General features: G+C 36.9%; 22 protein-coding genes. 11 read left to right on the top strand and 11 right to left on the bottom strand.

What is annotated here, in order from left to right:
- The first annotated feature begins 196 nt into the window (after nucleotides 1-196).
- On the top strand, nucleotides 197-1,831 hold the full coding sequence (locus ACXX8U_RS09250; protein ID WP_458565607.1) for an ABC-F family ATP-binding cassette domain-containing protein: 1,635 nt from the start codon (nucleotides 197-199) through the stop codon (nucleotides 1,829-1,831).
- Between the two features lie 240 nt (nucleotides 1,832-2,071).
- Here ACXX8U_RS09250 and ACXX8U_RS09245 read toward each other — a convergent pair whose 3' ends face one another.
- Together ACXX8U_RS09245 and ACXX8U_RS09240 are read right to left on the bottom strand one after the other, a co-directional pair.
- Complete coding sequence (locus ACXX8U_RS09245) at nucleotides 2,072-2,356, bottom strand: GNAT family N-acetyltransferase (protein ID WP_458565606.1); 285 nt, start codon at nucleotides 2,354-2,356, stop codon at nucleotides 2,072-2,074.
- A gap of 14 nt (nucleotides 2,357-2,370) precedes the next feature.
- A complete protein-coding gene (locus ACXX8U_RS09240) occupies nucleotides 2,371-3,090 on the bottom strand; it encodes a pirin family protein (protein WP_458565605.1) in 720 nt (239 codons plus the stop codon).
- A gap of 114 nt (nucleotides 3,091-3,204) precedes the next feature.
- Here ACXX8U_RS09240 and ACXX8U_RS09235 point away from each other — a divergent pair, with 114 nt between their 5' ends.
- The gene (locus ACXX8U_RS09235; protein ID WP_458565604.1) at nucleotides 3,205-3,879 is read left to right on the top strand and encodes an alpha/beta hydrolase; all 675 of its coding nucleotides are present in this window, start codon (nucleotides 3,205-3,207) and stop codon (nucleotides 3,877-3,879) included.
- 53 nt (nucleotides 3,880-3,932) lie between these two features.
- On the opposite strand, the gene ACXX8U_RS09230 is transcribed toward ACXX8U_RS09235, so the two are convergent.
- Complete coding sequence (locus tag ACXX8U_RS09230) at nucleotides 3,933-4,448, bottom strand: DUF2892 domain-containing protein (RefSeq protein ID WP_210788226.1); 516 nt, start codon at nucleotides 4,446-4,448, stop codon at nucleotides 3,933-3,935.
- Between the two features lie 164 nt (nucleotides 4,449-4,612).
- Between ACXX8U_RS09230 and rpmH the strand changes: the two genes are divergently transcribed.
- Together rpmH and carB are read left to right on the top strand one after the other, a co-directional pair.
- On the top strand, nucleotides 4,613-4,774 hold the full coding sequence (rpmH, locus tag ACXX8U_RS09225) for a 50S ribosomal protein L34 (RefSeq protein WP_008464848.1): 162 nt from the start codon (nucleotides 4,613-4,615) through the stop codon (nucleotides 4,772-4,774).
- 146 nt (nucleotides 4,775-4,920) lie between these two features.
- On the top strand, nucleotides 4,921-7,773 hold the full coding sequence (gene carB, locus ACXX8U_RS09220; RefSeq protein ID WP_458565603.1) for a carbamoyl-phosphate synthase large subunit: 2,853 nt from the start codon (nucleotides 4,921-4,923) through the stop codon (nucleotides 7,771-7,773).
- 69 nt (nucleotides 7,774-7,842) lie between these two features.
- Here the strand turns inward: carB and ACXX8U_RS09215 are convergent, their stop codons facing one another.
- The 3 genes from ACXX8U_RS09215 to ACXX8U_RS09205 form a co-directional block, all read right to left on the bottom strand.
- Nucleotides 7,843-10,983 (bottom strand): DEAD/DEAH box helicase, encoded by a 3,141-nt coding sequence (locus ACXX8U_RS09215; RefSeq protein WP_458565602.1) that lies wholly within the window; start codon nucleotides 10,981-10,983, stop codon nucleotides 7,843-7,845.
- Nucleotides 10,980-11,381 carry a (deoxy)nucleoside triphosphate pyrophosphohydrolase gene (locus ACXX8U_RS09210; RefSeq protein WP_458565601.1) on the bottom strand — a complete coding sequence of 134 codons (402 nt, stop codon included), beginning with the start codon at nucleotides 11,379-11,381 and terminating at the stop codon, nucleotides 10,980-10,982. The genes ACXX8U_RS09215 and ACXX8U_RS09210 overlap by 4 nt, the downstream gene beginning before the upstream one ends.
- Before the next feature lie 117 nt (nucleotides 11,382-11,498).
- Nucleotides 11,499-12,392 (bottom strand): dienelactone hydrolase family protein, encoded by an 894-nt coding sequence (locus ACXX8U_RS09205; RefSeq protein WP_458565600.1) that lies wholly within the window; start codon nucleotides 12,390-12,392, stop codon nucleotides 11,499-11,501.
- A gap of 279 nt (nucleotides 12,393-12,671) precedes the next feature.
- Between ACXX8U_RS09205 and ACXX8U_RS09200 the strand changes: the two genes are divergently transcribed.
- The 7 genes from ACXX8U_RS09200 (at nucleotide 12,672) to ACXX8U_RS09170 (ending at nucleotide 19,333) form a co-directional block, all read left to right on the top strand.
- Nucleotides 12,672-13,622, top strand: a complete 951-nt coding sequence (locus tag ACXX8U_RS09200) for an ion channel (RefSeq protein WP_458565599.1) — start codon at nucleotides 12,672-12,674, stop codon at nucleotides 13,620-13,622.
- Nucleotides 13,623-13,694: 72 nt separating this feature from the next.
- The gene (locus ACXX8U_RS09195) at nucleotides 13,695-14,591 is read left to right on the top strand and encodes a MerR family transcriptional regulator (RefSeq protein WP_458565598.1); all 897 of its coding nucleotides are present in this window, start codon (nucleotides 13,695-13,697) and stop codon (nucleotides 14,589-14,591) included.
- 38 nt (nucleotides 14,592-14,629) lie between these two features.
- Nucleotides 14,630-16,105 (top strand): bifunctional phytoene desaturase/3,4-desaturase, encoded by a 1,476-nt coding sequence (gene crtID / locus ACXX8U_RS09190; RefSeq protein ID WP_458565597.1) that lies wholly within the window; start codon nucleotides 14,630-14,632, stop codon nucleotides 16,103-16,105.
- Nucleotide 16,106: 1 nt separating this feature from the next.
- Nucleotides 16,107-16,946 carry a phytoene/squalene synthase family protein gene (locus ACXX8U_RS09185; RefSeq protein WP_458565596.1) on the top strand — a complete coding sequence of 280 codons (840 nt, stop codon included), beginning with the start codon at nucleotides 16,107-16,109 and terminating at the stop codon, nucleotides 16,944-16,946.
- 36 nt (nucleotides 16,947-16,982) lie between these two features.
- Nucleotides 16,983-17,423, top strand: a complete 441-nt coding sequence (locus ACXX8U_RS09180; protein WP_166137063.1) for a sterol desaturase family protein — start codon at nucleotides 16,983-16,985, stop codon at nucleotides 17,421-17,423.
- Nucleotides 17,424-17,576: 153 nt separating this feature from the next.
- Nucleotides 17,577-18,038: an SRPBCC family protein gene (locus ACXX8U_RS09175; protein WP_458565595.1), complete on the top strand. Its 462-nt coding sequence runs from the start codon at nucleotides 17,577-17,579 to the stop codon at nucleotides 18,036-18,038.
- Nucleotides 18,038-19,333: a cryptochrome/photolyase family protein gene (locus ACXX8U_RS09170; RefSeq protein ID WP_458565594.1), complete on the top strand. Its 1,296-nt coding sequence runs from the start codon at nucleotides 18,038-18,040 to the stop codon at nucleotides 19,331-19,333. The genes ACXX8U_RS09175 and ACXX8U_RS09170 overlap by 1 nt, the downstream gene beginning before the upstream one ends.
- Before the next feature lie 94 nt (nucleotides 19,334-19,427).
- Here the strand turns inward: ACXX8U_RS09170 and ACXX8U_RS09165 are convergent, their stop codons facing one another.
- The 5 genes from ACXX8U_RS09165 to ACXX8U_RS09145 all read right to left on the bottom strand — a co-directional run bounded on the left by ACXX8U_RS09165 (nucleotide 19,428) and on the right by ACXX8U_RS09145 (nucleotide 24,159).
- Nucleotides 19,428-20,846 carry an SDR family oxidoreductase gene (locus ACXX8U_RS09165; RefSeq protein ID WP_458565593.1) on the bottom strand — a complete coding sequence of 473 codons (1,419 nt, stop codon included), beginning with the start codon at nucleotides 20,844-20,846 and terminating at the stop codon, nucleotides 19,428-19,430.
- A gap of 123 nt (nucleotides 20,847-20,969) precedes the next feature.
- On the bottom strand, nucleotides 20,970-21,581 hold the full coding sequence (gene folE, locus ACXX8U_RS09160; RefSeq protein ID WP_458565592.1) for a GTP cyclohydrolase I FolE: 612 nt from the start codon (nucleotides 21,579-21,581) through the stop codon (nucleotides 20,970-20,972).
- A gap of 36 nt (nucleotides 21,582-21,617) precedes the next feature.
- Nucleotides 21,618-22,301 carry an SDR family NAD(P)-dependent oxidoreductase gene (locus ACXX8U_RS09155; protein WP_458565591.1) on the bottom strand — a complete coding sequence of 228 codons (684 nt, stop codon included), beginning with the start codon at nucleotides 22,299-22,301 and terminating at the stop codon, nucleotides 21,618-21,620.
- Nucleotides 22,302-22,345: 44 nt separating this feature from the next.
- Complete coding sequence (locus ACXX8U_RS09150) at nucleotides 22,346-22,630, bottom strand: TIGR03643 family protein (protein ID WP_210789287.1); 285 nt, start codon at nucleotides 22,628-22,630, stop codon at nucleotides 22,346-22,348.
- A 41-nt stretch (nucleotides 22,631-22,671) separates the two neighbouring features.
- Entirely contained in the window at nucleotides 22,672-24,159 is a 1,488-nt protein-coding gene (locus tag ACXX8U_RS09145) for a cryptochrome/deoxyribodipyrimidine photo-lyase family protein (RefSeq protein WP_458565590.1), read from the bottom strand.
- Nucleotides 24,160-24,162: the final 3 nt, after the last annotated feature.

Below are 24,162 nucleotides of genomic sequence, written 5' to 3'. Positions count from 1 at the left end.
TAAAAAAATAAAAAGCCATTAAAAAACCGCTAATTCGCAAATTTTAAATTCGTGAATTAGCGGTTTTTAGTTTTTGGCATAAAAAATTAATAATTGCTCAATTCCTTATTTAATCTATCTTTGCACCTTCAAAAAAACGGTTTCATAAAATATGGAATCCTTTACACTTTTGAACATTAAACTTTAAACTCAAATAATGATTACAGTAAACGATATTTCAGTGCAATTTGGTGGTACAACGCTTTTTAGTGATGTTTCTTTTGCCATTAATGAAAATGACAAAATCGCCCTTATGGGTAAAAATGGCGCGGGTAAATCTACCTTACTTAAAATTATTGCAGGGCAAAGTAAACCTTCAACTGGAAATATCTCCGCACCAAAAGAAGCTGTCGTGGCTTATTTGCCACAGCATTTGCTAACAACTGATGGTGCTACTGTGCTTGAAGAAGCTTCAAAAGCTTTTGGGGAAGTTTTTGCAATGAAAGCTGAAATTGACGAAATCAACGAACAATTAACCATTCGTACTGATTATGAAAGTGATGCATACATGAAGTTAATCGAGCGCGTTTCTGATTTGAGTGAGAAATTTTATGCCATCGAAGAGATAAATTATGAAGCTGAAGTAGAGAAAATTCTAACTGGTTTAGGGTTTGAGCGTACTGATTTTAATCGTCAAACTTCTGAGTTTTCAGGAGGTTGGAGAATGCGTATCGAGTTGGCTAAAATTCTTTTGAGAAAACCCGATTTGATTTTACTAGATGAGCCCACCAACCACATGGATATCGAAAGTATTCAATGGTTAGAAGACTTTTTGATTAATTCAGCTAAAGCGGTTGTGGTAATTTCGCACGATAGAGCATTTGTTGATAATATAACCAACCGTACTATTGAAGTAACAATGGGACGTATTTACGATTATAAAGCGAAGTATACTCATTACTTAGAGCTGCGCAAGGATCGTCGTATTCATCAGCAAAAAGCATACGATGAGCAACAGCGATTTATTGCAGACAATCAAGCTTTTATTGATAGATTTCGTGGTACTTTTTCTAAAACAGATGCCGTTCAATCGCGAGTTAAAATGTTAGAAAAATTAGTACTTGTAGAGGTTGACGAGGTTGATACTTCTGCCTTGCGTTTGAAATTTCCGCCTGCAGCGCGTTCGGGACAATATCCTGTGATTGTAAAAGAAATGTCGAAATCGTATGGCGATCATGTGGTTTTTAAAGATGCTAATTTGGTAATCGAAAGAGGTCAAAAAGTTGCCTTTGTAGGTAAAAATGGTGAAGGTAAATCGACGATGATCAAAGCCATTATGAAAGAAATTGGTATTGATTCAGGTAGTGTAGAAATTGGACACAATGCACAAATTGGTTATTTTGCTCAAAACCAAGCGGCTTTATTAGATGAAAATGCTACTATTTTCGAAACAATTGACGGCATTGCAGTAGGTGATGTGCGAACTCAAATCAAAAACATCTTAGGTGCGTTTATGTTTCACGGTGACGATGTGACCAAAAAAGTAAAAGTACTTTCAGGTGGAGAGAAAACGCGTTTGGCGATGATTAAATTGTTGCTTGAGCCAGTGAATTTATTAATTCTGGATGAACCTTCAAATCACTTAGATATGAAAACCAAAGACATTATCAAAGATGCCTTGCGTGATTTTGATGGTACTTTAATTTTGGTTTCGCACGATCGTGATTTCCTTGACGGATTGGCGACTAAAGTATTTGAATTTGGAAACAAACGTGTGGTAGAGCATTTTGAAGATATTACTGGATTCTTAGCCAATAAGAAAATGGAAAGTATGCGCGAAATAGACAAATAGAATAGCAATCAAAACAGTGCGGAAGTTGAAAAAAATATCGCAAGTGATTTACTGCTACTTCGCAAATTTTATTGATGATCTTTAATTATAAATAATTTTAAATCTGCGAATTTGCGGTGGAATATTTTAAAAAATAATAATAATAAACCGCAGATTCGCAAATTTTTAGTAATAATCTATAACTTTAAGTTGTTTTTTAAATCTGCGAATCTGCCGTGAAAAAAATCAAAGCAATTTTTTTTACAATCTAATTCCGGGAGGAAGTAATTCTTTGTATTGTGGGAATTTTTTAAAAAACTGCACAATTCGTGGTAAAATAGGAACTACTTTCCACTTTTTCTCGATGGCATTTTCTAAAATACTTTTTAAAAAATCATTCAAAAAATCTTCATCTTCAAATCCTTCTGGTTTGTGAATTTTGGTGAGAAAGATTTTCTTTTCCTGAAAAGAATACTCCACAGCGAGTAAACCTTGTGGGCCGTTGGTTTCAAATTGTCTCGAAAATGTATTGTCTTTAATTTCCATAAAAATAAGGAGGATTACTGCTGCATTGGTACTTCAATCAACAGTATTTTAGCTGTACTGTTAATTTTAATATCAATTGCAGTTGTTGCGGTTATTCCGATTGCATCTCTTGCTGTCAGAATTTGGTTGTTTATTTCAATTTCACCTTCTATTAAAAACAAGTAAACTCCGTTGTTAGGAATTTGAATCGGGTAGTTTACCGTGGTGTTTTCGTCAAAAATACCTAAGTTGAAAAACGTTTTTTGGTGCACCCAAAGCGCGTTCCCATCGTTGAGATCCTTTGGTGAGACTACATTTACGAAAGTGTTTTTGTGATGTTCTAGGTCAAATGATTTTTGGTCGTAACGCGGTGTTACTTCTTCTGTATCCGGAAAAACCCATAACTGTAACGTTTTAGCGCGTTCGGTTTTGCTGGCATTCATTTCAGAATGTTCCACTCCGCTACCGGCACTCATTACTTGTACTTCGCCAAAGCGAATAACGCCTTCGTTACCCATGCTGTCTTTGTGCATCAATCCACCTTCAAGCGGAATGGTGATGATTTCCATATTGGCATGACCGTGCGTACCAAAACCAGCTCCAGCTGCAATGGTGTCGTCATTTAGTACACGTAACATTCCAAATTGCACGCGTTCTGGATTGAAATAGTTACCAAACGAAAAAGAAAAATTAGCCTGAAGCCAGCCAAAATCAGCAGTACCTCTTGTATTTGCTTTATATAGTTGCGAAGTCATAATTTAATGGTAATATGTAATTGTAAAGAAGCGCTTATTCTGAAAAAAGAATTATTTTTAAACAAATTTCGGGATTAAATATCCGAATGATGTTATAAAATAGTTAAAACAATTATGGATAGAATTCCAGTTTATTTCATGCCTGGTTTAGCAGCAAGTACTGCTATTTTTGAACGTATTTCTTTGCCTGAATCGCAGTTTGAAATGCATTTGTTAGAATGGGAAATTCCGCTGCCCAATGAATCTCTACAGCAGTATGCGTCTCGAATGGCTGCTAAAATTACACACGTAAATCCAGTACTTGTTGGAGTTTCTTTTGGGGGAATCTTGGTTCAAGAAATGGAAAAGTTTATTACAACTCGTAAAGTAATCATTATTTCAAGTGTTCGCTGCAATAATCAGTTTCCGAGGCGATTAAAAATAGCCAAGGCGACAAAGGCATACAAGTTGTTACCCATGCGATTCATTGCAAATATAGATGCTTTAGCGCGGTTTTCGTTTGGTCATAAAATTAACGAACGCTTGCATTTGTACAAGAAATTTTTATCCGTTCGTGATGTGGGATACCTAACTTGGGCCGTAGAACAAGTTGTGCTGTGGGATCGGGTGGCAATTGATGATAAAGTAATTCACATTCATGGCGATCAAGATGACGTTTTTCCGATTCAATACATTAATAAATGTATCGTTGTAAAAGGCGGAACACACATCATGATTTTAAATAAATACAAATGGCTCAATGAGCATTTGCCTGCATTAATTTTAGGAACATCTGAATTGAAAGTATAACAGAAAGGGTCAAAAATAAATTTGACCCTTTCTGTTATATAAAATTGAAGCAATTAAATCTTTTTCATTTGTTCTTTCATCATTGCAATTTGCTCTTTGAGCATGTTTTGCTTGTCTAATTTTTTAGCTTCGTTCAAAAGAGCAGTCGCTTCTAATTTACGACGACGTGTCATCGCTACACCTGCCAGATTCAATTTGGCAACAGCCAAATCCATATCCATTGATAAACCTAATTCAATTGCTTTTTTGAAATATTTTTCGGCTTGATTGATATTGGTTTGCGCCAGCATGATTCCGTGTAGGTAGTTAAAATATCCTTGTTGTTTTTGAATCAAAGCAGTTTCAGGATTTTTAATATGCGACAACCATTTTTTGGCTCCTTCAAAATCTTGTTTTCTCAGTTTTAAGAAAGCGAGTAAAATAAATTCATTTCTAAAGTATAAAAATATTGGAATGGCACTTAATACTAATAGGAAAATTCCGTTACCAATATTACTCTCAGTAAATTGCCAAATGCCAGCGGCAATAATAAGTCCGGCAATAATAAATTTGATATTTTTGTGAAACATAGCGTGTTTAATTTAAGAGCACAAATATAGTAAAAGGAATTGAAAATATTTTTACAAAACTACTTGTGAGGAAAAAAAGTCTTTGTATATTTGCACTCGGTTTTCGAACAACCACTATTGAGAATTAAATAGACATATAAATAAGTTTTTAAAGATACAAAGCAATGAGCAAAAGAACGTTTCAACCATCGAAAAGAAAAAGAAGAAATAAGCACGGATTTATGGACAGAATGGCTTCTGCTAATGGAAGAAAAGTTCTTGCGCGTAGAAGAGCTAAAGGAAGACATAAATTGACTGTTTCTAGCGAACCAAGACACAAAAAATAATGTTTGAATAAACATATTTAAGGCGTTACTTTTTTTAGTATCGCCTTTTTTTATACCTTTTCGGTAAAAAAATCACTGCAAATCGACCCAAAAGTCTTCCTTTCAGTACCTTTACATTTACACATAACTACACAACACACTACAACATGCCTAAAGACACATCAATAAAATCGGTTTTAATAATAGGTTCAGGTCCTATTGTAATTGGTCAAGCTTGCGAATTTGATTACGCAGGTTCGCAATCAGCACGCTCTATTCGTGAAGAAGGAATCGAGGTAATCTTGATCAACTCCAATCCGGCTACCATTATGACCGATCCTTCTATGGCCGATCATATTTACCTAAAACCACTTACTACCAAATCGATTATCGAAATCCTAAAAGCGCATCCGCAAATTGATGCTGTTTTACCAACTATGGGCGGACAAACCGCTTTGAACTTGTGTTTGGAAGCTGAGGAGAAAGGAATTTGGAAAGATTTTGATGTGAAATTAATTGGCGTTGACGTTAATGCCATCAACATTACCGAAGACAGAGACCAATTTAAAGCATTACTTAAAAAAATAAATGTACCAACTGCTCCAGCCGAAATTTGTACTTCGTACCTACGTGGTAAAGAGATTGCGCAAGAATTTGGTTTTCCGCTGGTAATTCGTCCTTCGTTTACTTTAGGAGGAACAGGAGCTGCAATTGTGTACAAAAAAGAAGATTTTGACGAACTCTTAACTCGCGGTTTAGAGGCGTCTCCAATTCATGAGGTGCTTATTGATAAAGCTTTGATGGGTTGGAAAGAGTACGAATTAGAATTGCTTCGAGACAAAAACGACAACGTAGTTATTATTTGTTCTATCGAAAATATGGATCCAATGGGGATTCACACAGGAGATTCGATTACGGTAGCGCCAGCAATGACCTTATCGGATACGACTTTCCAGAAAATGCGTGACTATGCCATCTTAATGATGCGTTCTATTGGTAACTTCGCCGGAGGTTGTAACGTTCAGTTTGCCGTTTCACCAGATGAAAAAGAAGACATTGTGGCCATCGAGATTAATCCTCGTGTGTCGCGCTCTTCAGCATTGGCATCAAAAGCTACAGGTTATCCTATTGCCAAAATTGCTTCAAAATTGGCTTTGGGTTACAATTTAGATGAGTTACAAAATCAAATTACCAAGTCAACTTCGGCTTTGTTCGAACCGACTTTGGATTATGTGATTGTTAAAATTCCGCGTTGGAACTTTGATAAATTTGAAGGAGCTGATAGAACTTTAGGGCTGCAAATGAAATCGGTTGGTGAGGTTATGGGAATTGGGCGCTCGTTTCAAGAGGCCTTACACAAAGCCACACAATCATTAGAAATTAAAAGAAACGGATTGGGTGCCGACGGAAAAGGCTACACCAATTACGAACAAATTATAGAGAAATTAACCTATGCCAGCTGGGATCGTGTGTTTGTTATTTACGATGCCATTGCGCTTGGAATTCCGTTGAGTAGAATTCACGAAATCACCAAAATTGACATGTGGTTCTTGAAACAATACGAGGAATTATTTACACTCGAGAAAGAAATTGCCAAATACACCATCGCTACTTTGCCAAGAGAGTTGTTGCTTGAAGCCAAACAAAAAGGCTTTGCCGACAGACAAATTGCGCACATGATGGGTTGCTTAGAAAGTGAAGTACACAGTCTACGTACCGAACAAAACATCAATCGTGTGTTTAAATTGGTTGATACTTGTGCGGCCGAATTTAAAGCAAAAACACCATATTACTATTCAACTTTTGAAGCTGAAATCGAAAAAGCAGATGGTACGCGATACGTTGACAACGAAAGTATAGTTACCGACAAAAAGAAAATCATTGTGTTGGGCTCTGGGCCAAATAGAATTGGTCAAGGAATCGAATTTGATTACTCTTGCGTGCACGGGGTTTTGGCTGCCAAAGAATGTGGCTACGAGACAATCATGATCAATTGTAACCCTGAAACGGTTTCGACTGACTTTGATACGGCCGATAAATTGTACTTTGAGCCAGTATTTTGGGAACATATTTACGACATCATCCAGCACGAAAAACCAGAAGGTGTTATTGTGCAGTTGGGCGGACAAACCGCTTTGAAACTGGCTGAAAAGTTATCTAAATACGGAATCAAAATTATAGGAACTAGTTTTGATGCACTTGATTTAGCCGAAGACCGCGGTCGTTTTTCTGATTTGTTAACCGAATTAGAAATTCCGTTCCCGCAGTTTGGTATTGCGGAAACAGCTGATGAAGCGGCTGCCTTGGCTGATCAATTGGATTTCCCATTGTTAATTCGTCCTTCGTATGTGTTGGGTGGTCAGGGAATGAAAATTGTAATCAACAAACAAGAATTAGAAGAGCACGTAATCAATTTATTAAAAACCATTCCGGGTAATAAATTGCTTTTAGATCACTATTTAGATGGTGCTATCGAAGCCGAAGCCGATGCCATTTGCGATGGCGAAAATGTTTACATCATTGGTATCATGGAGCACATTGAGCCTTGTGGCGTGCACTCTGGCGATAGTAATGCGACCTTACCACCATTTAACTTGGGTGAGTTTGTAATGCAACAAATAAAAGACCACACTAAAAAAATTGCCTTGGCACTCAAAACAGTTGGTTTGATTAACATTCAGTTTGCCATCAAGAACGATACCGTGTATATTATTGAGGCCAACCCGCGTGCGTCACGTACAGTGCCGTTTATTGCCAAAGCTTACGGCGAACCGTATGTAAACTACGCCACGAAAGTAATGCTAGGACACAATAAAGTAACTGATTTCGACTTTAATCCACAATTAAAAGGATTTGCCATAAAGCAGCCGGTGTTCTCGTTCAGTAAGTTTCACAATGTAAATAAAGCGTTAGGACCTGAAATGAAATCAACTGGTGAAAGCATCTTGTTTATTGATGACCTAAAAGACGATCAGTTCTACGAATTGTACTCTCGCAGGAAAATGTATTTAAGTAAATAAAACCTAACATCGTTGTATATAAAAAGCTCCGTTTGGGGCTTTTTTTGTTGTGAGGAATTTGAAATTATTTTATCCAATTGACATTTTTGCGGATTCTTTCCACAAATAGTTGGGTAAAGGTTCATTAAGTTCCCATTTTATACTCATCGGTTTTGAGCCTTCTGTTTCTCTGAAATTTGCTTCACCGATAAAAACATAACCAAGCGTATTTCCGTTTTCGTCATTAGCTTTTTCTCGAACAAAAAGAAGTATTTTTTTATTCAATTTACCATGATTTATGTATGATCGGCCTTTGCCAGTCTCTGGACCATAAGCATTGTGTGATTGCCAATGAAATAATGTTTCACTAATTGCATAATCATCATACATCGTTGTTGGAGAAAAATTTTCCTCTGATTTAATTAAATTGATAAAGAGAATTTCAGTGTTTAATCTTTTATTTTCAGCGGCTCCTTCTCGGTTTGAAGATTTTTTGTCAAATGTACTAAGTCCAAAAGCGACCAAGATTTGATCTCTTGTGTATCTAGCATGTAACTTTAATGGTTGCTCGTAAGGAAGTTTAATGTCAATTTCTTTAAATCCAATTTTATCAATTAAAATCTCTAATACTTCAATTATTTCATTGACTAGTATTTTATTTTTCCCAATTTGCTTTATACTTTGCTCTAAAGAATCAAAACCACCTGCACTTTGCCATACATCATAATGTAGCATAAGTAACATGATTTTTTCATTTTCATTAAAATCATTGATGTCAATATTAAAACCACTTTTTGCAATGTTCAAAATGAAATTGAAATAACTGGTGGAATTTGTAGACAACCATTTTTTTCCGATAGCTGAATAAATTTGTTTTTCATTTTTTGATTCAAAATCATCTATTACACCTGCTTTTTGACATAATCTTGACCAACTATCTTTTTTATAAATTGTTTCAATTGATAAATGATTCAAACTAATAAAGTTTTCTAAAGATAATGGTAACGTCGTTTGATGTTGAAAATTTCTGATCTTTGCAATCAGTTGATTTACATTTAAGGATGTTGCTTTCTTGATATTTTCAAGAATAGTTTCTTTTGCTTTCTTTTCTAAAATAACAGAACAACCCAATGGTAAATACGGAAAATCATCTTCTATTTCCTTTTGCACAGATGTAGTAGTTTTTCCAATCAATGCTCTAAATTTACTTTCAAAATCATATTCAGGCCTTGAATTTCCAACAAAATCTAAAACGGTTAAACAATCTTTTCCTTCAGCTAAACGTAAACCACGTCCCAATTGTTGAAGAAAAACTGTCAAACTTTCTGTTGGTCTTAAAAACAAAACTGTATCAATTTCGGGTATATCAACACCTTCGTTGAAAATATCTACGACAAATAAATAATTGAATTCTTTTTTCTTGAATTGAGCTCTAATTCTTTCTCTATCAGTTGAATTTTTGCGTGTCAAACATTCCGCTTTTAAACCTGCTAAATTGAACTTTTCTGTCATAAAAACTGCATGTTCAACAGTTACACAAAATCCAATCGCTCGCACATCGTTTATGTCATTTGTATACTTTTCAAGATTTGAAATTATTTGACCAACACGCACATCATTTTTTGTATATAAACTCGTCAATTCACTTGCAACGTACTTTCCTTTTTCCCACTTTACATTAGTTAAGTCAATACTATCTGTAATTCCAAAATATTGGAACGGACTTAACAATTTCTTATTTAAAGCTTCGGGAAGTCTAATTTCAGCAGCAATACGATTACAGAAATCCTCTAAAATATCTTCTCCATCCATTCTTTCAGGAGTTGCTGTTAATCCAAGTAGAATTTTTGGTTGAAAATAATTTAAAAATGGTCTATAGCTTGATGCTGGTCCATGATGAGCTTCATCTAAAATTATAAAATCATAATAATCAGGTGAAAGTTTGATGTCTTTGATTCTGTTATTAAGAGTTTGAACCGAAGCAAAAACATATTCATTTGAATTTGGTTCTATTCCATCAACCCATAAATCGCCGAAATTATTGTCTTTTAGAATTCCTTGAAAAGTTGCTTTTGCTTGTTGTAAAATTTCTTTTCTATGAGCGACAAAAAGTAACTTTGATGATTGATTATTATTTCTAAAATTTTTATAATCAAAAGCAGAAATAACAGTTTTTCCAGTTCCTGTTGCGGCAACTAAAAGATTTCTAAATCTATTATGAACTAATCTTTCAACTTCTAATTTTTCAAGGATTTCACTCTGATAATGAAATGGTTTTAAATCAAAATAAGATGTTGTAAAAGTGTATTCTTTAGAAAATTTTCCTTGTTTTAAAGCTTCAACTAACTTTACAGAATGAATATTTTTATCATATAATTCAAATTCAGAATTTTGCCAATATGCTTCGAATGTTTTCTTGAATTTATCAATAATATGACCAACTTCTTTGGTTGTTATTTTTAAATTCCATTCTAATCCATCTGTTAATGCAGAACGAGAAAAATTTGAAGAGCCAATATATCCTGTGTGGAAACCTGTTTTTCTTTGAAATAAATAGGCTTTTGCATGTAATCTTTCATTTCCTGTATTATAAGAAACTTTGACTTCAGTATTTTTTAAAGAAGATAAAAACTCAACTGCTTTCGCATCAGTTGCACCAATATATGTTGTTGTAATTACTCTAAGTTTTCCGCCTCGTTCGGTAAATTCTCTCAGTTCACGTTCCAGAATTCTAATTCCTTTCCATTTGATAAAAGAAACCAACAAATCAATTTCATCTGATGATAAAATTTCTTTTCTTAATTCACTTTCTAATGTTGTTCCTGAATTTCCACCTGTAAAAAGTTCACTGTGAATTAATCTTGTGTAGGGTGTGATTTCTTTTAAATGTAAATCCAAATCTGTAAAATGACTATCAACTTTTGTAAAAACAGCTTTTAATATTTTCCCTTCTGTTTCAATTAAGTCATCTTCAAATTCTTCCTTTTTCAATTCTTCTTTCAAAAAAAGAATAATCTTATTGGCAATTTCAATTTGAGTTTCAAGAACATCTTCACCTTTAATTAAGTTAAAAGCTTGTTTTATAGTTCTACCAATATGCTGCGATAATAATTGTGCTGCTTCTGCTCTGTCAATCGAGGTTTTTTTAACTTGAAAAGTATCTTTATCTAGTTCGTTTAATTTATAGTTGATAAGTTTGGTTACTAATTCTTCGTACAATCCTTGGTTCATAATTCAAGTTTTAAAAATTCTTCAACGATAGGTAAATCCGCTTCTGCCCAATCTAAGTTTAATAGTTCAGCTTTATCTAATAACTTATAATCTTTATGTTCGGATAAAATGATTTCTCCAGAAACATAATTGGCTATAAAAGGAATCAAATTGATTTTAAAACTTCCGTAATCATAAACACTATTTGATAATTGTTTTAGCACTTCGATTTCAATATTAATTTCTTCTAATATTTCTCTTTTAATACAATCTGCTTCACTTTCATTTTCTTCTAGTTTACCACCCGGAAACTCCCATTTTAAAGGTAGTTTCATTTTTTCACTTCTTTGAGTAACAAGTATTTTATTTCCCAAAAATATCAATGCGCAAGTCACGTCTATGATGCTAATTTCTTTCATTTGATAATATTACAAAATCCAATCTTCAAAACTATACGGAAATCCACAAATTAGGAAATTTAACATAAAAAAAAGTGGAAACCTTCATTTCCACTTTCTTACTATTTCGCAATGCGCTTATTTCTTTTTGAGTTCTTGTTTAAAAAAAGCAATGGTTCGTTCCCAGGATAGGGTAGCGGCTTTTTCATCGTAACGCGGTGTGGTGTTGTTGTGAAAACCATGGTTCACACCTTCGTAAAAATGTGCTGTATGTGGTACCTTGTTTTTTTGTAAAATAGCTTCGTAGGCAGGCCAGCCTTCGTTCACGCGAGTGTCTAAGCTCGCGTATTGGGCCATAATAGGGGTTTTAATTAATTCTGCTTCAGCAGCAGTGGGTTGACCTCCGTAGTACGGTACGGCAGCTTGCAAAGTTGGAATTTTTACCGCCATCATATTGGCAATCCAACCTCCAAAACAAAAACCAACAACGCCTATGTGTCCGTTACAGTCCTTATGGGTTTTTAGGTAGTTGTAGGCTGCAATGAAATCTTCGAGCATTTCATCGCGAGTCCGTTTTTTTTGCAATTCGCGACCCGCATCATCGTTACCGGGATAACCGCCTAATGGCGACAAGGCATCTGGCGCTAGGGTGATAAAACCATCAAGCGCAGCTCGGCGCCCCACATCTTCAATATAAGGGTTGAGGCCACGGTTTTCGTGAACGACAATAATTCCCGGAAGTTTCTTTTTGCTAGCCACAGGTTGCGATAACAAACCTTTGATAGCGCCACCACCTTTGGGCGAATCGTAGGTGATGAAACCTGTTTTCAGTCGCGGATCATTGGGTGAAACTAGTAAAGTGTCAACATAATTGGGTGACATAAAACTCAGTAATGAGGGTAGGGTCAAGGTTCCCACCGCGAATAGGGATAGTTTTTCAACAAAGCCGCGACGGTCGATTTTGTTGTGTGCGTAATCGTCATAAAGGTCAAAAACCTCTTGGCTGATGTCTTCTTTGGTTATTTTGGTCATGTTTTTTTGAATTAGTTGGTACTAAGATACTAAAAAAGATTGTAGTAATTGGTTCTCGATACAATGGCCTTCCCGAAGTATCGGAAGTCCATCACTCGAACTGACGTGCCATTCAGCAGGCTAGTTTTTTGCAGTTCGTTAGTTCGAGTGCTTTGTTTGTAATGCAATGGAGAACAAAGTGTATCGAGAACCTTGTGAAACCAATTAATCATCTTCCTCGAATTAATAGTGCTACGTTGCCATAATAGTTTTATTTTTGAATTTTAAATCCAAGCAGAAATGAGCACAGCAGGGAAATCACAAGAAAATACAGGTTTTGGAACCAATGCCAGCAACTACGGCGGCCGATTCATCAATAAAGACGGCAGCGCCAATGTAGAAAAACGAGGCATGTTTTTACTGCGTCGTATTAGTTGGTACCACACCATGATTGCCATGCCGCAGTGGCGTTTTTTGTTGACGCTTTTGCTGTTTTACATGGGGATGAATTTCATTTTTGCGCTTTTGTATTTTTCTATAGGTATCGAACATTTAAATGGTATCGATCCTTCGGGCACCGAATTGGGTAAGTTTGGGCAAGCTTACTTTTTTAGTGCGCAAACTTTTACGACTGTGGGTTATGGGCACATCAGTCCTGTTGGTTTTTTGGCTAGTGCGCTTTCTGCCGCCGAGGCATTAATAGGTTTACTCAGTTTTGCTATTGCTACCGGATTGTTTTTTGGGCGTTTTAGTAAACCTACTGCTTTCATCAAATTTTCAGACAATGCCCTGATTGCGCCTTACCGCGAGGGAACGGCTTTAATGCTGCGATTGACTCCTTTTAAAAACACCGACTTGACCGATGCTTTCGCAAGAATTACGATGCGTAGGAGTGACAACGAAAACGGCGCCATGACCAATCGCTTTTTTGCTTTAGATTTAGAACTCGATCGCATAAATGTACTTAGTTTGAGTTGGACACTCGTGCACCCTATAACACCTGAAAGTCCGTTGTATGGTCTTTCAGCTGAAGATTTCGCTTCCATCAACGGAGAGTTTATCGTGCACTTGACTGCTTTTGACGATATGTTTAGCAACACAGTGGCTACACGAACGTCTTATACTTTTGATGAAGTAGTTTATGGTGCTAAATTCGATTCGATGTACACCCGAAATGAATCAAACTCCAAGACAATCTTACACTTAGATTTGTTAAACAGTTATCAAAAAGTCGATTTTAAAGAAAAATAGCGTTTTTACAACGGTTTAGGTCGTTTTATATCTAAATTTATTTTACATTTGTTCAATAAATTTTCAGAAACGATGAACAATGTAAAAAATGTATTCAGTATCAAGGATCTTGAAAACCTTTCAGGAATCAAAGCGCATACGATACGAATTTGGGAAAAACGCTACGATATACTGCAGCCCATGCGTACCGATACTAACATTCGTTTGTATGATTTGCCGAGTTTGCAAAAGCTGTTAAATATCACATTGCTACACGATTACGGTTATAAAATATCTAAAATCGCGACCTATCCACAGGAGAAAATCCCATCTTTGGTTCGTGAGATTATATCTAACAAAACAGCCAAAAGTCACGCCATAAGTGAGTTCAAAATGGCTATGATGAACTTTGATCAGGAACTTTTTTTTAATACCTACAATTGGTTAATCGCCGAAAAGTCGTTTAAAGAAATTTTCCATCAAGTATTCATTCCGTTAATGAACGAGTTGGGATTGTTATGGCAATCCGATACTATTACCCCAGCACACGAGCACTTTATCAGTTATTTGATCAAACAAAAATTGCTCATCAACACTGAGAAATTGCAAATTTTAAAACAAACCAAGACCGATAAAGTTTTTGTTTTGTCATTGCCAATGAATGAAATTCATGAATTGGGATTGATGTATTTAAATTACGAAGTACTTTTACACGGTTATAAAACCATCTATCTGGGCGAAAGCATGCCGATAGAAAACCTACGAGATCTTAAGAAACATTTTGACTCGATTGTATATGTATCTTACATGACGGTTCAACCTGAAAAAGGCATTCTAGACGAATACGTGCAGCAAATGTCTGATCAACTTTTAGATGATACTTCCGAACTTTGGCTTATTGGTCGAATGGTGGAACACATCGATAGAGAAAAGCTGGCCGAGCGCATTACTATTTTTAATTCTATCACGGAATTAGTAGATTGGATTTAAAAATAATTGTTTAAAGATTTTGTATATTTGCTAAACAAATGAAGAAAGTAAAAAATATTACCATTATAGGATCGGGTTTCTCTGCTTTAGCAGCTTCGGCTTATTTAGCTAAGAGCGGTCATCAAGTTACCGTTTATGAAAAAAATAGTGCTGTTGGCGGTCGCGCACGTCGACTAGTACGCGAAGGTTTTACCTTTGATATGGGACCAAGTTGGTATTGGATGCCTGATGTTTTTGAACGCTTTTTTGCTGATTTTGGCAAAAAAACAACCGATTATTATGAGCTAATAAAACTATCGCCTGCTTATCGCGTGTATTACGGAATTGATGATTTTATAGCAATTGCAGATAATCTTCCAGAAATTATATCGGCTTTTGAGGCCATCGAAACAGGAAGTGGAGCCAAATTGCAAGCTTTTATGGATCATGCTAAAAGCAATTATGATATCGCCATCAAGGATTTGGTCTATCGCCCAGGTGTTTCGCCACTTGAGTTAATTACTGTTGAAACAGCGTTAAAAGTAGGGGAGTTTTTCTCTAATATTAGCAAAGATGTACGCAAGAAATTCAAGAACGAACGTTTGATTCAAATTTTAGAATTTCCTGTTTTATTTCTCGGAGCAAAACCTTCGGACACGCCTTCGTTTTACAGCTTTATGAACTACGCCGATTTTGGTTTAGGAACTTGGCACCCTAAAACAGGTATGCACGATGTAGTGCGTGCCATGGAAAACTTGGCAACTGAACTTGGTGTTCAATTTGTAACCAATGCAAACATTGAAAAAATAATTGTCGAAAATAAAACAGCTGTAGCCATTCAAGTAAACGGAAAGATAATCGCTTCTGATTTGATTTTGAGCGGTGCCGATTACCATCATACCGAAACTTTACTCGATCAAGAGCACCGCGCTTATTCTGAAAAATATTGGGACTCGCGCGTGTTTGCGCCTTCGTCCTTGTTGTTTTATGTTGGTTTTGATAAAAAGTTAGATAACATTTCGCATCATGCTTTGTTTTTTGATGTTGATTTTTACCAACACGCGAAAGACATTTATGATGAGCCACAGTGGCCAAAAGAACCGCTTTTCTATGCCAACTTTCCATCGGTTACTGATGCAACTGCGGCTCCTGAAGGAATGGAATCTGGGTTTTTCCTTGTGCCATTAGCACCCGGAATCAATGATACCGAGGCATTGCGCGAAGAGTACTTCGAAAAAATTATCAGCCGTTTCGAAACTTTAACACAGCAAAGTGTCAAAAATAATATTATATTTAAAGAATCTTTTTGTAAAAATGATTTTGTGTCCGAGTACAACTCGTACAAGGGTAACGCTTACGGTATGGCCAATACCTTATTGCAAACCGCATTTTTAAGACCAAAACTAAAGAGCAAAAAAGTAAAGAATTTATATTTCACAGGACAATTAACCGTTCCTGGACCTGGAGTACCGCCTGCACTGATTTCTGGAAAATTAGTGTCGGAATTAATTAATAAGCAATTTTCAGAACAATAATATGAAGCAATTATTTGACGATGTCTCTTTTAAATGCAGTAAGTTAGTTACTAAAAATTACAGTACATCTTTCTCACTCGCGGTGTATATGTTGTCCCCAACAATTCGCGAGGCAATTTACAGCATTTACGGTTTTGTGCGTTTTGCTGACGAAATTGTCGACACTTTTCACGGTTTCGACAAAGAAACTCTAATCACCGAATTTGAAGACGAGTACTACAAAGCCTACGATCGTGGAATTAGTTTGAACCCGATTTTGAATTCGTTTCAACAAACAGTGAAAGAGAATAATATTGGTGACGATTTAATTCAGGCCTTCTTGCGAAGTATGAAATTAGATCTCATAAAATCCGATTATCACAGCAAAGAAGAGTACGATGCCTATATTTATGGCTCGGCCGATGTGGTAGGGCTTATGTGTCTTAAAGTTTTTGTGGCGGGTGACAATGCACGTTACGAGCAACTGAAAGATGAAGCCATGCGTTTGGGATCAGCTTTTCAAAAAGTAAACTTTTTACGTGATTTGAAAGATGATAACTTAGTACTCAACCGCAACTATTTCCCGGGTGTCGACTTGAATTCGTTCGATGAAAAGGCCAAAACAGCCATCATCAACGAAATCGAAGAAGATTTTAGAGTAGCCTACGAAGGTATTGTAAAACTACCAATGGAAGCTAAGTTTGGCGTATACACGGCGTATGTGTACTACCGCAAACTACTCAAAAAATTAGAAAACACACCTTGTCACGAAATAGGAAGCGCCCGTATTCGCGTTTCTAATTACACCAAAGCAGGTCTTTTGGCCAAATCTTTTGTATCGTACAAGCTAAAACTAGTTTAATTCATTCCTTTAATTTTCACTTAAATCTATAATAAAATGATCTTTTTTTTGATTTTTTTGGGTACTTTTCTGACCATGGAAGGCATAACTTGGTGCACACACAAATACGTGATGCACGGTTCTATGTGGTATTTCCACGCCGATCATCACCAACCTAAATATGCCAATATCTTTGAGCGCAACGACATCTTTTTTGTCATTTTTGCAGCGCCAAGCATCGCCTTATTTTACTACGGAGTCGAAGGCGGCTTGAATTACAAATTCTTTATCGGCCTTGGAATTATGTTTTACGGCTTGTGTTATTTCTTGATTCATGATGTGTTAATTCACCAGCGTTTCAAATGGTTTAAGCACACTAACAACAAGTACTTAATTGGTCTTCGTAAGGCACACAAAGTACACCACAAACACCTAGGTAAAGAGGATGGCGAATGTTTCGGAATGCTTTTCGTACCATTCAAATACTATAAAATGTAAAGTTTTTTGGGGCGTGACCCCGCTTTCACTAGCGTTACAGCGGGGTCGGGCAATCCGTTCCCGCTTTTTTTATCGCCCTAAAAAGGGCTCTCAAAAAGAGCTCCACTGCTGTCCCTCACGCGGATCGCTGCTAAATATCCTAAACAAAATACCATGAAAATATACAAACAAGAAACCGTGCAGCACATCAATGCAACGGTCGAGGAGTGTTGGGCTTTTTTTTCAAATCCAAAAAACCTTCAAAAAATAACACCTCAGGATATGGGATTCCAAATCACTGATTTTGATCAAAAATCAATGTATCCCGGACAAATTATTCAATATAAAGTCACGCCGCTTTTTGGAGTTACACTTTCTTGGATGACTTTAATTACTGCCGTGAAAGAGAACAGTTATTTCATCGATGAGCAAAAATTTGGTCCGTACAGTTTTTGGCATCACAAACATTTTTTTGAAGCCACTGCCACCGGAACCAAAATGACTGATGTGGTTCATTACGGTTTGCCGCTTGGTTTTATTGGTCGTATCATGAACACTTTGGTGGTAAAAAACAAATTGAAATCCATCTTTGAATACCGCGTTCAGAAAGTAGATGAACTTTTTAATTCGAAGTAATGAGCAAAGCAGCTGTTTCTATTTTTTGGTTTCGTCGTGATTTACGCCTTGAAGATAATGTAGGTTTGTATCAAGCCTTACAATCAGATTATCCGGTGCTTCCTATTTTTATTTTTGACGAGGCTATTTTGAGTAAACTCCCAAAAAACGATGCTCGAGTAGGTTTCATTCATGAAAATCTGCAGCAAATGCATGTCCAATTGCAAAAACATTCCAGTGGCTTGCGTGTTTGCCACGGAGCAATCAATAGTGTTTGGGAATCGCTATTGGATGAGTTCGATGTCAAAGAGGTTTTTTATAACAAAGATTACGAACCTTATGCACTGCAACGCGACGCACAAATTACAACTTTGCTGAAAGAGCGTGGAGTAAGCGTTTCTCCATTCAAAGACCAAGTTATTTTTGAGGAAAAAGAAATCGTTAAAGCGGATGGTTTGCCGTATACAGTGTACACGCCATTTAAAAACAAATGGTTAGAAAAGTATAAAACATTGGCGCCTGTTCAAGAGTGGGATACTGCAGCACATTTTAGCAAGTTGTACCAACATAAGGGAGAAATTTTAACGCTTTCCGCAATTAGTTTTGAACCAAGTCCAATAAAAGTAAAACCGCATAATTTAAAGTTTATAGTCAATTACCACGACACGCGCGATTTTCCAGCCATGGACAAAACTTCGTACTTATCGCCGCATCTGCGTTTCGGAACAGTAAGCGTACGCAAATTAGTAAATTGGGCTTTTCACAAAAATGATGTATTTTTAAGTGAGTTAATTTGGCGGGAATTCTTCATGCAAATTTTATTCAGCTTTCCGAAAGTGGCTAATAAAAATTTCAAGTCGGCTTATGACGGCATTCAATGGCGCAACAATGAAGACGATTTTAAACGTTGGTGCGAAGGAAAAACAGGCTATCCTATGGTTGATGCAGGCATGCGCCAGCTCAACGAAACGGGTTACATGCACAACCGCGTGCGTATGGTTGTGGCGAGTTTTTTATGCAAGCACTTGTTGATTGAATGGCAATGGGGCGAAGCGTATTTTGCTCAAAAACTGTTGGATTATGACATTTCAGCCAATGTCGGCAATTGGCAGTGGGCAGCAGGAACAGGTTGCGATGCCGCGCCTTATTTCAGAGTTTTTAATCCTGATATTCAGCAGAAAAAATTTGATGAAAAAGGAGCTTACATCCGCACTTGGATTAAAGAATTCAATTTAGGTTACGGAAAACCAATGGTGGAGCACGCCATGGCCCGCGATCGCGCTATTGCAACTTACAAAGCGGGGATTTTAAAATAAACCAAAATCATTTTTATAGCAAAAAATAAAGGCTCGGAATTCATTTCGAGCCTTTTTTGTTGCTGATCATTTTTGAAATTATTTGATATTGGAATTACCGAATTAATTTTTCGAGCATTCCCTTAAAGATGAATCCGTGAAATGGCAAAACGGAGTACCAATACAATTTGCCCCAAATGCCGCGCGGTCTAAACGTAGCCGATTGGTACAAGGTATTATTTATAATCTTAAACTCGAGCCAAGCTTCGCCAGGTAGTTTCATTTCGGCAAACAAAATCAATTTTCCTTCTTGTTTGTTAGCGTATAAAACTCGCCAAAAGTCCAGGGCATCGCCTGCATGTATGTCATGTCGGTTGGTGCGTCCGCGTCGAGAACCAACACCTCCGTACAGTTTGTCAATAAATCCGCGTAAATCCCAGAGCCAATCGCCATAATACCAACCCGTTTCGCCACCAATTGACCAAATGCGGCGTATGGTGAAATCACGATCAATAATCTCCATTTTGCGGCGATCGATATAACAATCTTTCTTCGGGACTTTTAAATAAGGCGACAGATTACGGTTGAAGCGACCACTTACTAACGAATCTTTCCAACTCGAAGCCACTTGATCTTCATCTACTTTGATCAATGCACGTGACAAACCTTGTTGATAGGTCATGGGTTGCACGCCCAATAAATCATTAATTCGATTATCCTGGCACACGACTTCTACTTTCATACTGCTTACTAATGCAGATGCCAAACGGTACGAAGTTGAGGTTACAAAATATAACCAATATGACGATAATTTGGGAGTCATCACCGGAACGGTATAAATGTATCGTTTTAAGTTTTTAGCTTTGGCAAACCCCAAAAGCATTTCTTTATAGGTGAGTACATCGGGTCCGCCGATATCAAAACTTTGGTGGTACGTCAATGGATTGCATAGAGATTTGTACAAAAAATCTAAAACATCAGGAATGGCAATGGGTTGGCAACGGGTGTTGAGCCATTTGGGAGTAATCATTATAGGTAATTTATTCACCAAATCCCGAATGATATCAAAGGAGGCACTGCCTGAGCCGACAATAATTCCGGCGCGTAGGGTAGTGGTTGCAAAATTGGCAGACCGTAAAATTTCTTCAACACGCAGTCGTGATGATAAATGTTTAGAGAGCGCACTGTCGTTTACAATTCCGCTTAAATAAATAACATGTTTTACTTGCGTGCTATTCAAATATTCGACAAAATTGTGTGCCGACAAGCTTTCTAAATCATCAAAATTAGATGCTGAACCAGACATCGAATGGATGAGGTAATACGCTGCATCAATATCTTTAGGAATGGCAATTAATGAATCTTCATCAAGAAAATCTACTTCAACTACTTGAACTTTATCTTGTAAATCGATAGGACAGTAAAATCGGTTTTTGTCCCGAACGCAGCACACTAACTCATGACCATTATTTACTAACATTGGCAAAAGTCGCTTGCCAATATATCCCGTAGCTCCTGTTAGTAAAATTTTCATAGCGCCTCTGTTTTAAACCAAAAGGCGCAACAATGGCAAAGATGACAATCTAAAATAGGAGAGTATGACTTTGTATTGTTGCGCCTTCGTGGCAATTATTAATGTTGGATTACCTACATAAAGTTAGCTTAATTTATTCGAAACTAGGCTAATAAATTCTTTTCTTGTTTTGTCTTTTGTAAAAGCACCTGTAAACGAAGAAGTTGTAGTAACCGAATTTTGTTTTTGGATGCCGCGCATTTGCATACACATGTGCTGTGCCTCGATTACTACGGCTACACCTAGCGGATTTAAAGCTTCTTGAATACAGTTTTTAATTTGGTCAGTTAAACGCTCTTGTACTTGCATTCTGCGAGCAAATGCATCAACCACGCGTGGTATTTTACTTAATCCTACAATTTTTCCGTTTGGGATGTAAGCCACGTGCGCTTTTCCAAAAAACGGTAACATGTGGTGCTCGCACATAGAGTACACTTCAATATCTTTTACAACGATCATCTGTTGGTGATCCTCAGTAAACATCGCTGATTTAAGTATTTCTAAAGGATCCAATCCGTACCCGTGAGTCAAATATTGCATGGCTTTGGCCACACGCTCTGGTGTTTTTTCAAGTCCTTCACGAGTCACATCTTCACCTAAATTGTCAATTATGGTTTTATAGTTGTCCGCTAATGCTGAAGTAATTTCGGTGTCGTATTGTTCGATTTTCTCGTAACTTTTCATTTCTTTGATCATGGGTTTCGGTTTTCTATATATGTAATTTTTATTGTATTAGATTTTAAAAGAGACAATGCCATAATCCATTTCAAAAATTTGTCCTGAAATAGATTTTGCTTGATCTGAGATTAAGAAATTGGCCATGTTGGCTACTTCTGTTGGTTTTAAATACCCTTTCATTGGGTGTCTTTCGATCATGTTTTCTTTCATACGATCGTTGCGCAAAATGCCTGCCGCAAGTGTAGTTTCGGTAATTGTTGGTGCAATAGCATTGATACGAATTACCGATGCCAATTCAGCACCTAGTGATTTTACTAAACCTTCAATTCCAGCTTTTGCTGTAGCGATACTAGCGTGAAACGGCATTCCGAGTTTTGCTGCTACCGTGCTAAAAAGTAAAATAGAAGGATTCGTTCCTTTGCGTAAAAGGGGTAAGTATTTTTGAATGGCTTTTACAGCGCCAATCACGTTGATTTCGAAATCGTTTCTGAAATCGTCAATGCTCAAACTGCCAATTGGTTTCAAGTTAATTGATCCCGGACAATAAATCAAGGTATCAACAGCTTCCAAATCAGGAAGTGCATTTTGCAAAACATCTACTGAAAAATGTTTTAAGTTGGGATGCGTGATTTCAGGTGCATTTCTGCTGATGTTGTACACTATATTTGACTCTAGTTGTTGCAACAAAATGGCACTGCCAATTCCTTTACTGCCACCAATGATTACGATGTTTTTCATGTGTTTTGTTCAATCAGTTATTAAATATGTTGCTGCTCTTGAGCTTATCGTTTGGAAATCTTATTGTTGTTTATTTGCCTTTGCATACTGCATTTAAAGCGACCTTCTCTGAACTCGCGCAGTTTTTCGTGTTTGGTTTTGCGCCCTTGTACACGCTCACGCCACATTCTGAAACTAGAGGGTTTCATTTCGGTACGCATCAAGTTAATCACTTCTTGTTCCTTAAGTCCAAATTGTCTCAGGATTGCATCAAAAGTAGTACGGTCTTCCCAGGCCATCTCTATGATTCTGTCTTTTTCAAGGTCGGTTAATTCTCTTTTTGTAGTCACGGTCAACGGTTTTTATATTCGTAAATGGTTTCTATAGTATTTTAGGCGTCTGAATCACCAATATCGGCCATGGTGTGCAGGCGTAGTATTCGGTTGCTCTCTTCCTTTACAAGCGGATTTTTTTTCATTTTCCATAAAAAGTCACTTGCAAACTTTCGGGTACGTTCCATATTGACAATGGGCTTTGGGTAATGCACACCAACTTCAAAATCATTAAATTTCTGATCCAAATAGGTCATTTTATTTGGTTCATGTACAAAGTTGGTTGGCAAATTGCTCAATTCAGGCACCCATTTTTTGATAAATTCCCCTTGCGGGTCGTGCGCATAACTGTTTTTAATTGGGTTGTAAATACGCAACATATTAATTCCTGTTTCGCCCGCTTGCATTTGCAATTGCGGAAAGTGAATGCCAGGTTCAAAATCTAAAAATTTTTGCGACAAATGCTGTGTGGCTTCTTGCCAAGGTTGCCATAAGTTATGGGTAAAAAACGATACCAACATGGCACGCATTCTAAAGTTTAAATAACCGGTTTCATTCAAGCAACGCATGCACGCATCAATTAACGGGAAACCTGTTTGACCCGTTTTCCAAGCTTCAATATAGTTTTCGTTCACTTTTTTCTGTAACGAATGAAAGCCTTTATTCACACTTTCAAACTCCATGATGTCTTCCATTTCAAATTTTTGAATGAAGTGTGCTTGCCATGTTAAACGCGATACAAATGAATCGATTTGCTTTGGATTGTTGCAATTCAATCGAAAGGTCGCTGCTTTTTGCAAAACTTGTCTCGAGGACAAGTTACCCCACGCAATGTACGGCGACAAACGACTGCAGCTTTTGCGAGCCAACGTTGGTTTAGAGATGTGCGCACTGTAATTGTGGTAGCGATCATTTAAAAAACTATTCATGTATTTCCAACCCATAGTTGATCCTCCTTTTTGGAAAATAGCATCCGGTAGGGTTTCTAAATCTTGAACTTCCAAAGAGGTTTCAAGAGCTGCAATCTCCTCTAGGTTGAGGTATTTTGATGGTGTAAAATCAAATTGGCATTGTGGTTGATTCATGTAATCTTCCCATTTTTGCACCCAATTGCTACGGTCCTTTAACGCTCTAAAAATGCCGTTATTTATATTTTCTGTCCAAGTGATAAAGTTGTTTTTGCAAAAGCGTTTGAATGCCTTGTCGCGCTCGTATGTAATGCGAAGCCCAGTTTCTTGATGTGAAAAAACAGCATTAATCTTATAGCTTTCTTCAAGAATGTTAAATACGTGAATCACCTCAGATGAAACGGCTAAAATTTTGGTATTGCAAGGGGCTAGCTGTTTATTCAGGTCAACGATAGATTGTTTGATAAAATTCCAATGTCTGCTGCTATAATGGGCGTCTTGCTCTAGCGATTTTTCAAAAACGTACAGCAACAAAGTAGGAATAGCAGTTCTTGTGGCGTTAAAAATCGCTTCGTTATCTTGCAAACGAAGGTCTCTTTTGAGCCATACTACATTAATCTTTGGTTTGTTGGTCGTCATGTT

The organism is Flavobacterium sp. GNP001 (assembly GCF_054343775.1).
Note: the sequence above shows the minus strand (reverse complement) of the source record. Positions and strands in the feature narration are given on the sequence as shown.

Excerpts from the sequence above, each read along its gene's own strand:
- ACXX8U_RS09250 (WP_458565607.1), top strand. The coding sequence starts at position 197 with ATGATTACAGTAAACGATATTTCAGTGCAATTTGGTGGTACAACGCTT.
- ACXX8U_RS09245 (WP_458565606.1), bottom strand. The coding sequence starts at position 2,356 with ATGGAAATTAAAGACAATACATTTTCGAGACAATTTGAAACCAACGGC.
- ACXX8U_RS09240 (WP_458565605.1), bottom strand. The coding sequence starts at position 3,090 with ATGACTTCGCAACTATATAAAGCAAATACAAGAGGTACTGCTGATTTT.
- ACXX8U_RS09235 (WP_458565604.1), top strand. The coding sequence starts at position 3,205 with ATGGATAGAATTCCAGTTTATTTCATGCCTGGTTTAGCAGCAAGTACT.
- ACXX8U_RS09230 (WP_210788226.1), bottom strand. The coding sequence starts at position 4,448 with ATGTTTCACAAAAATATCAAATTTATTATTGCCGGACTTATTATTGCC.
- rpmH (WP_008464848.1), top strand. The coding sequence starts at position 4,613 with ATGAGCAAAAGAACGTTTCAACCATCGAAAAGAAAAAGAAGAAATAAG.
- carB (WP_458565603.1), top strand. The coding sequence starts at position 4,921 with ATGCCTAAAGACACATCAATAAAATCGGTTTTAATAATAGGTTCAGGT.
- ACXX8U_RS09215 (WP_458565602.1), bottom strand. The coding sequence starts at position 10,983 with ATGAACCAAGGATTGTACGAAGAATTAGTAACCAAACTTATCAACTAT.
- ACXX8U_RS09210 (WP_458565601.1), bottom strand. The coding sequence starts at position 11,381 with ATGAAAGAAATTAGCATCATAGACGTGACTTGCGCATTGATATTTTTG.
- ACXX8U_RS09205 (WP_458565600.1), bottom strand. The coding sequence starts at position 12,392 with ATGACCAAAATAACCAAAGAAGACATCAGCCAAGAGGTTTTTGACCTT.
- ACXX8U_RS09200 (WP_458565599.1), top strand. The coding sequence starts at position 12,672 with ATGAGCACAGCAGGGAAATCACAAGAAAATACAGGTTTTGGAACCAAT.
- ACXX8U_RS09195 (WP_458565598.1), top strand. The coding sequence starts at position 13,695 with ATGAACAATGTAAAAAATGTATTCAGTATCAAGGATCTTGAAAACCTT.
- crtID (WP_458565597.1), top strand. The coding sequence starts at position 14,630 with ATGAAGAAAGTAAAAAATATTACCATTATAGGATCGGGTTTCTCTGCT.
- ACXX8U_RS09185 (WP_458565596.1), top strand. The coding sequence starts at position 16,107 with ATGAAGCAATTATTTGACGATGTCTCTTTTAAATGCAGTAAGTTAGTT.
- ACXX8U_RS09180 (WP_166137063.1), top strand. The coding sequence starts at position 16,983 with ATGATCTTTTTTTTGATTTTTTTGGGTACTTTTCTGACCATGGAAGGC.
- ACXX8U_RS09175 (WP_458565595.1), top strand. The coding sequence starts at position 17,577 with ATGAAAATATACAAACAAGAAACCGTGCAGCACATCAATGCAACGGTC.
- ACXX8U_RS09170 (WP_458565594.1), top strand. The coding sequence starts at position 18,038 with ATGAGCAAAGCAGCTGTTTCTATTTTTTGGTTTCGTCGTGATTTACGC.
- ACXX8U_RS09165 (WP_458565593.1), bottom strand. The coding sequence starts at position 20,846 with ATGAAAATTTTACTAACAGGAGCTACGGGATATATTGGCAAGCGACTT.
- folE (WP_458565592.1), bottom strand. The coding sequence starts at position 21,581 with ATGATCAAAGAAATGAAAAGTTACGAGAAAATCGAACAATACGACACC.
- ACXX8U_RS09155 (WP_458565591.1), bottom strand. The coding sequence starts at position 22,301 with ATGAAAAACATCGTAATCATTGGTGGCAGTAAAGGAATTGGCAGTGCC.
- ACXX8U_RS09145 (WP_458565590.1), bottom strand. The coding sequence starts at position 24,159 with ATGACGACCAACAAACCAAAGATTAATGTAGTATGGCTCAAAAGAGAC.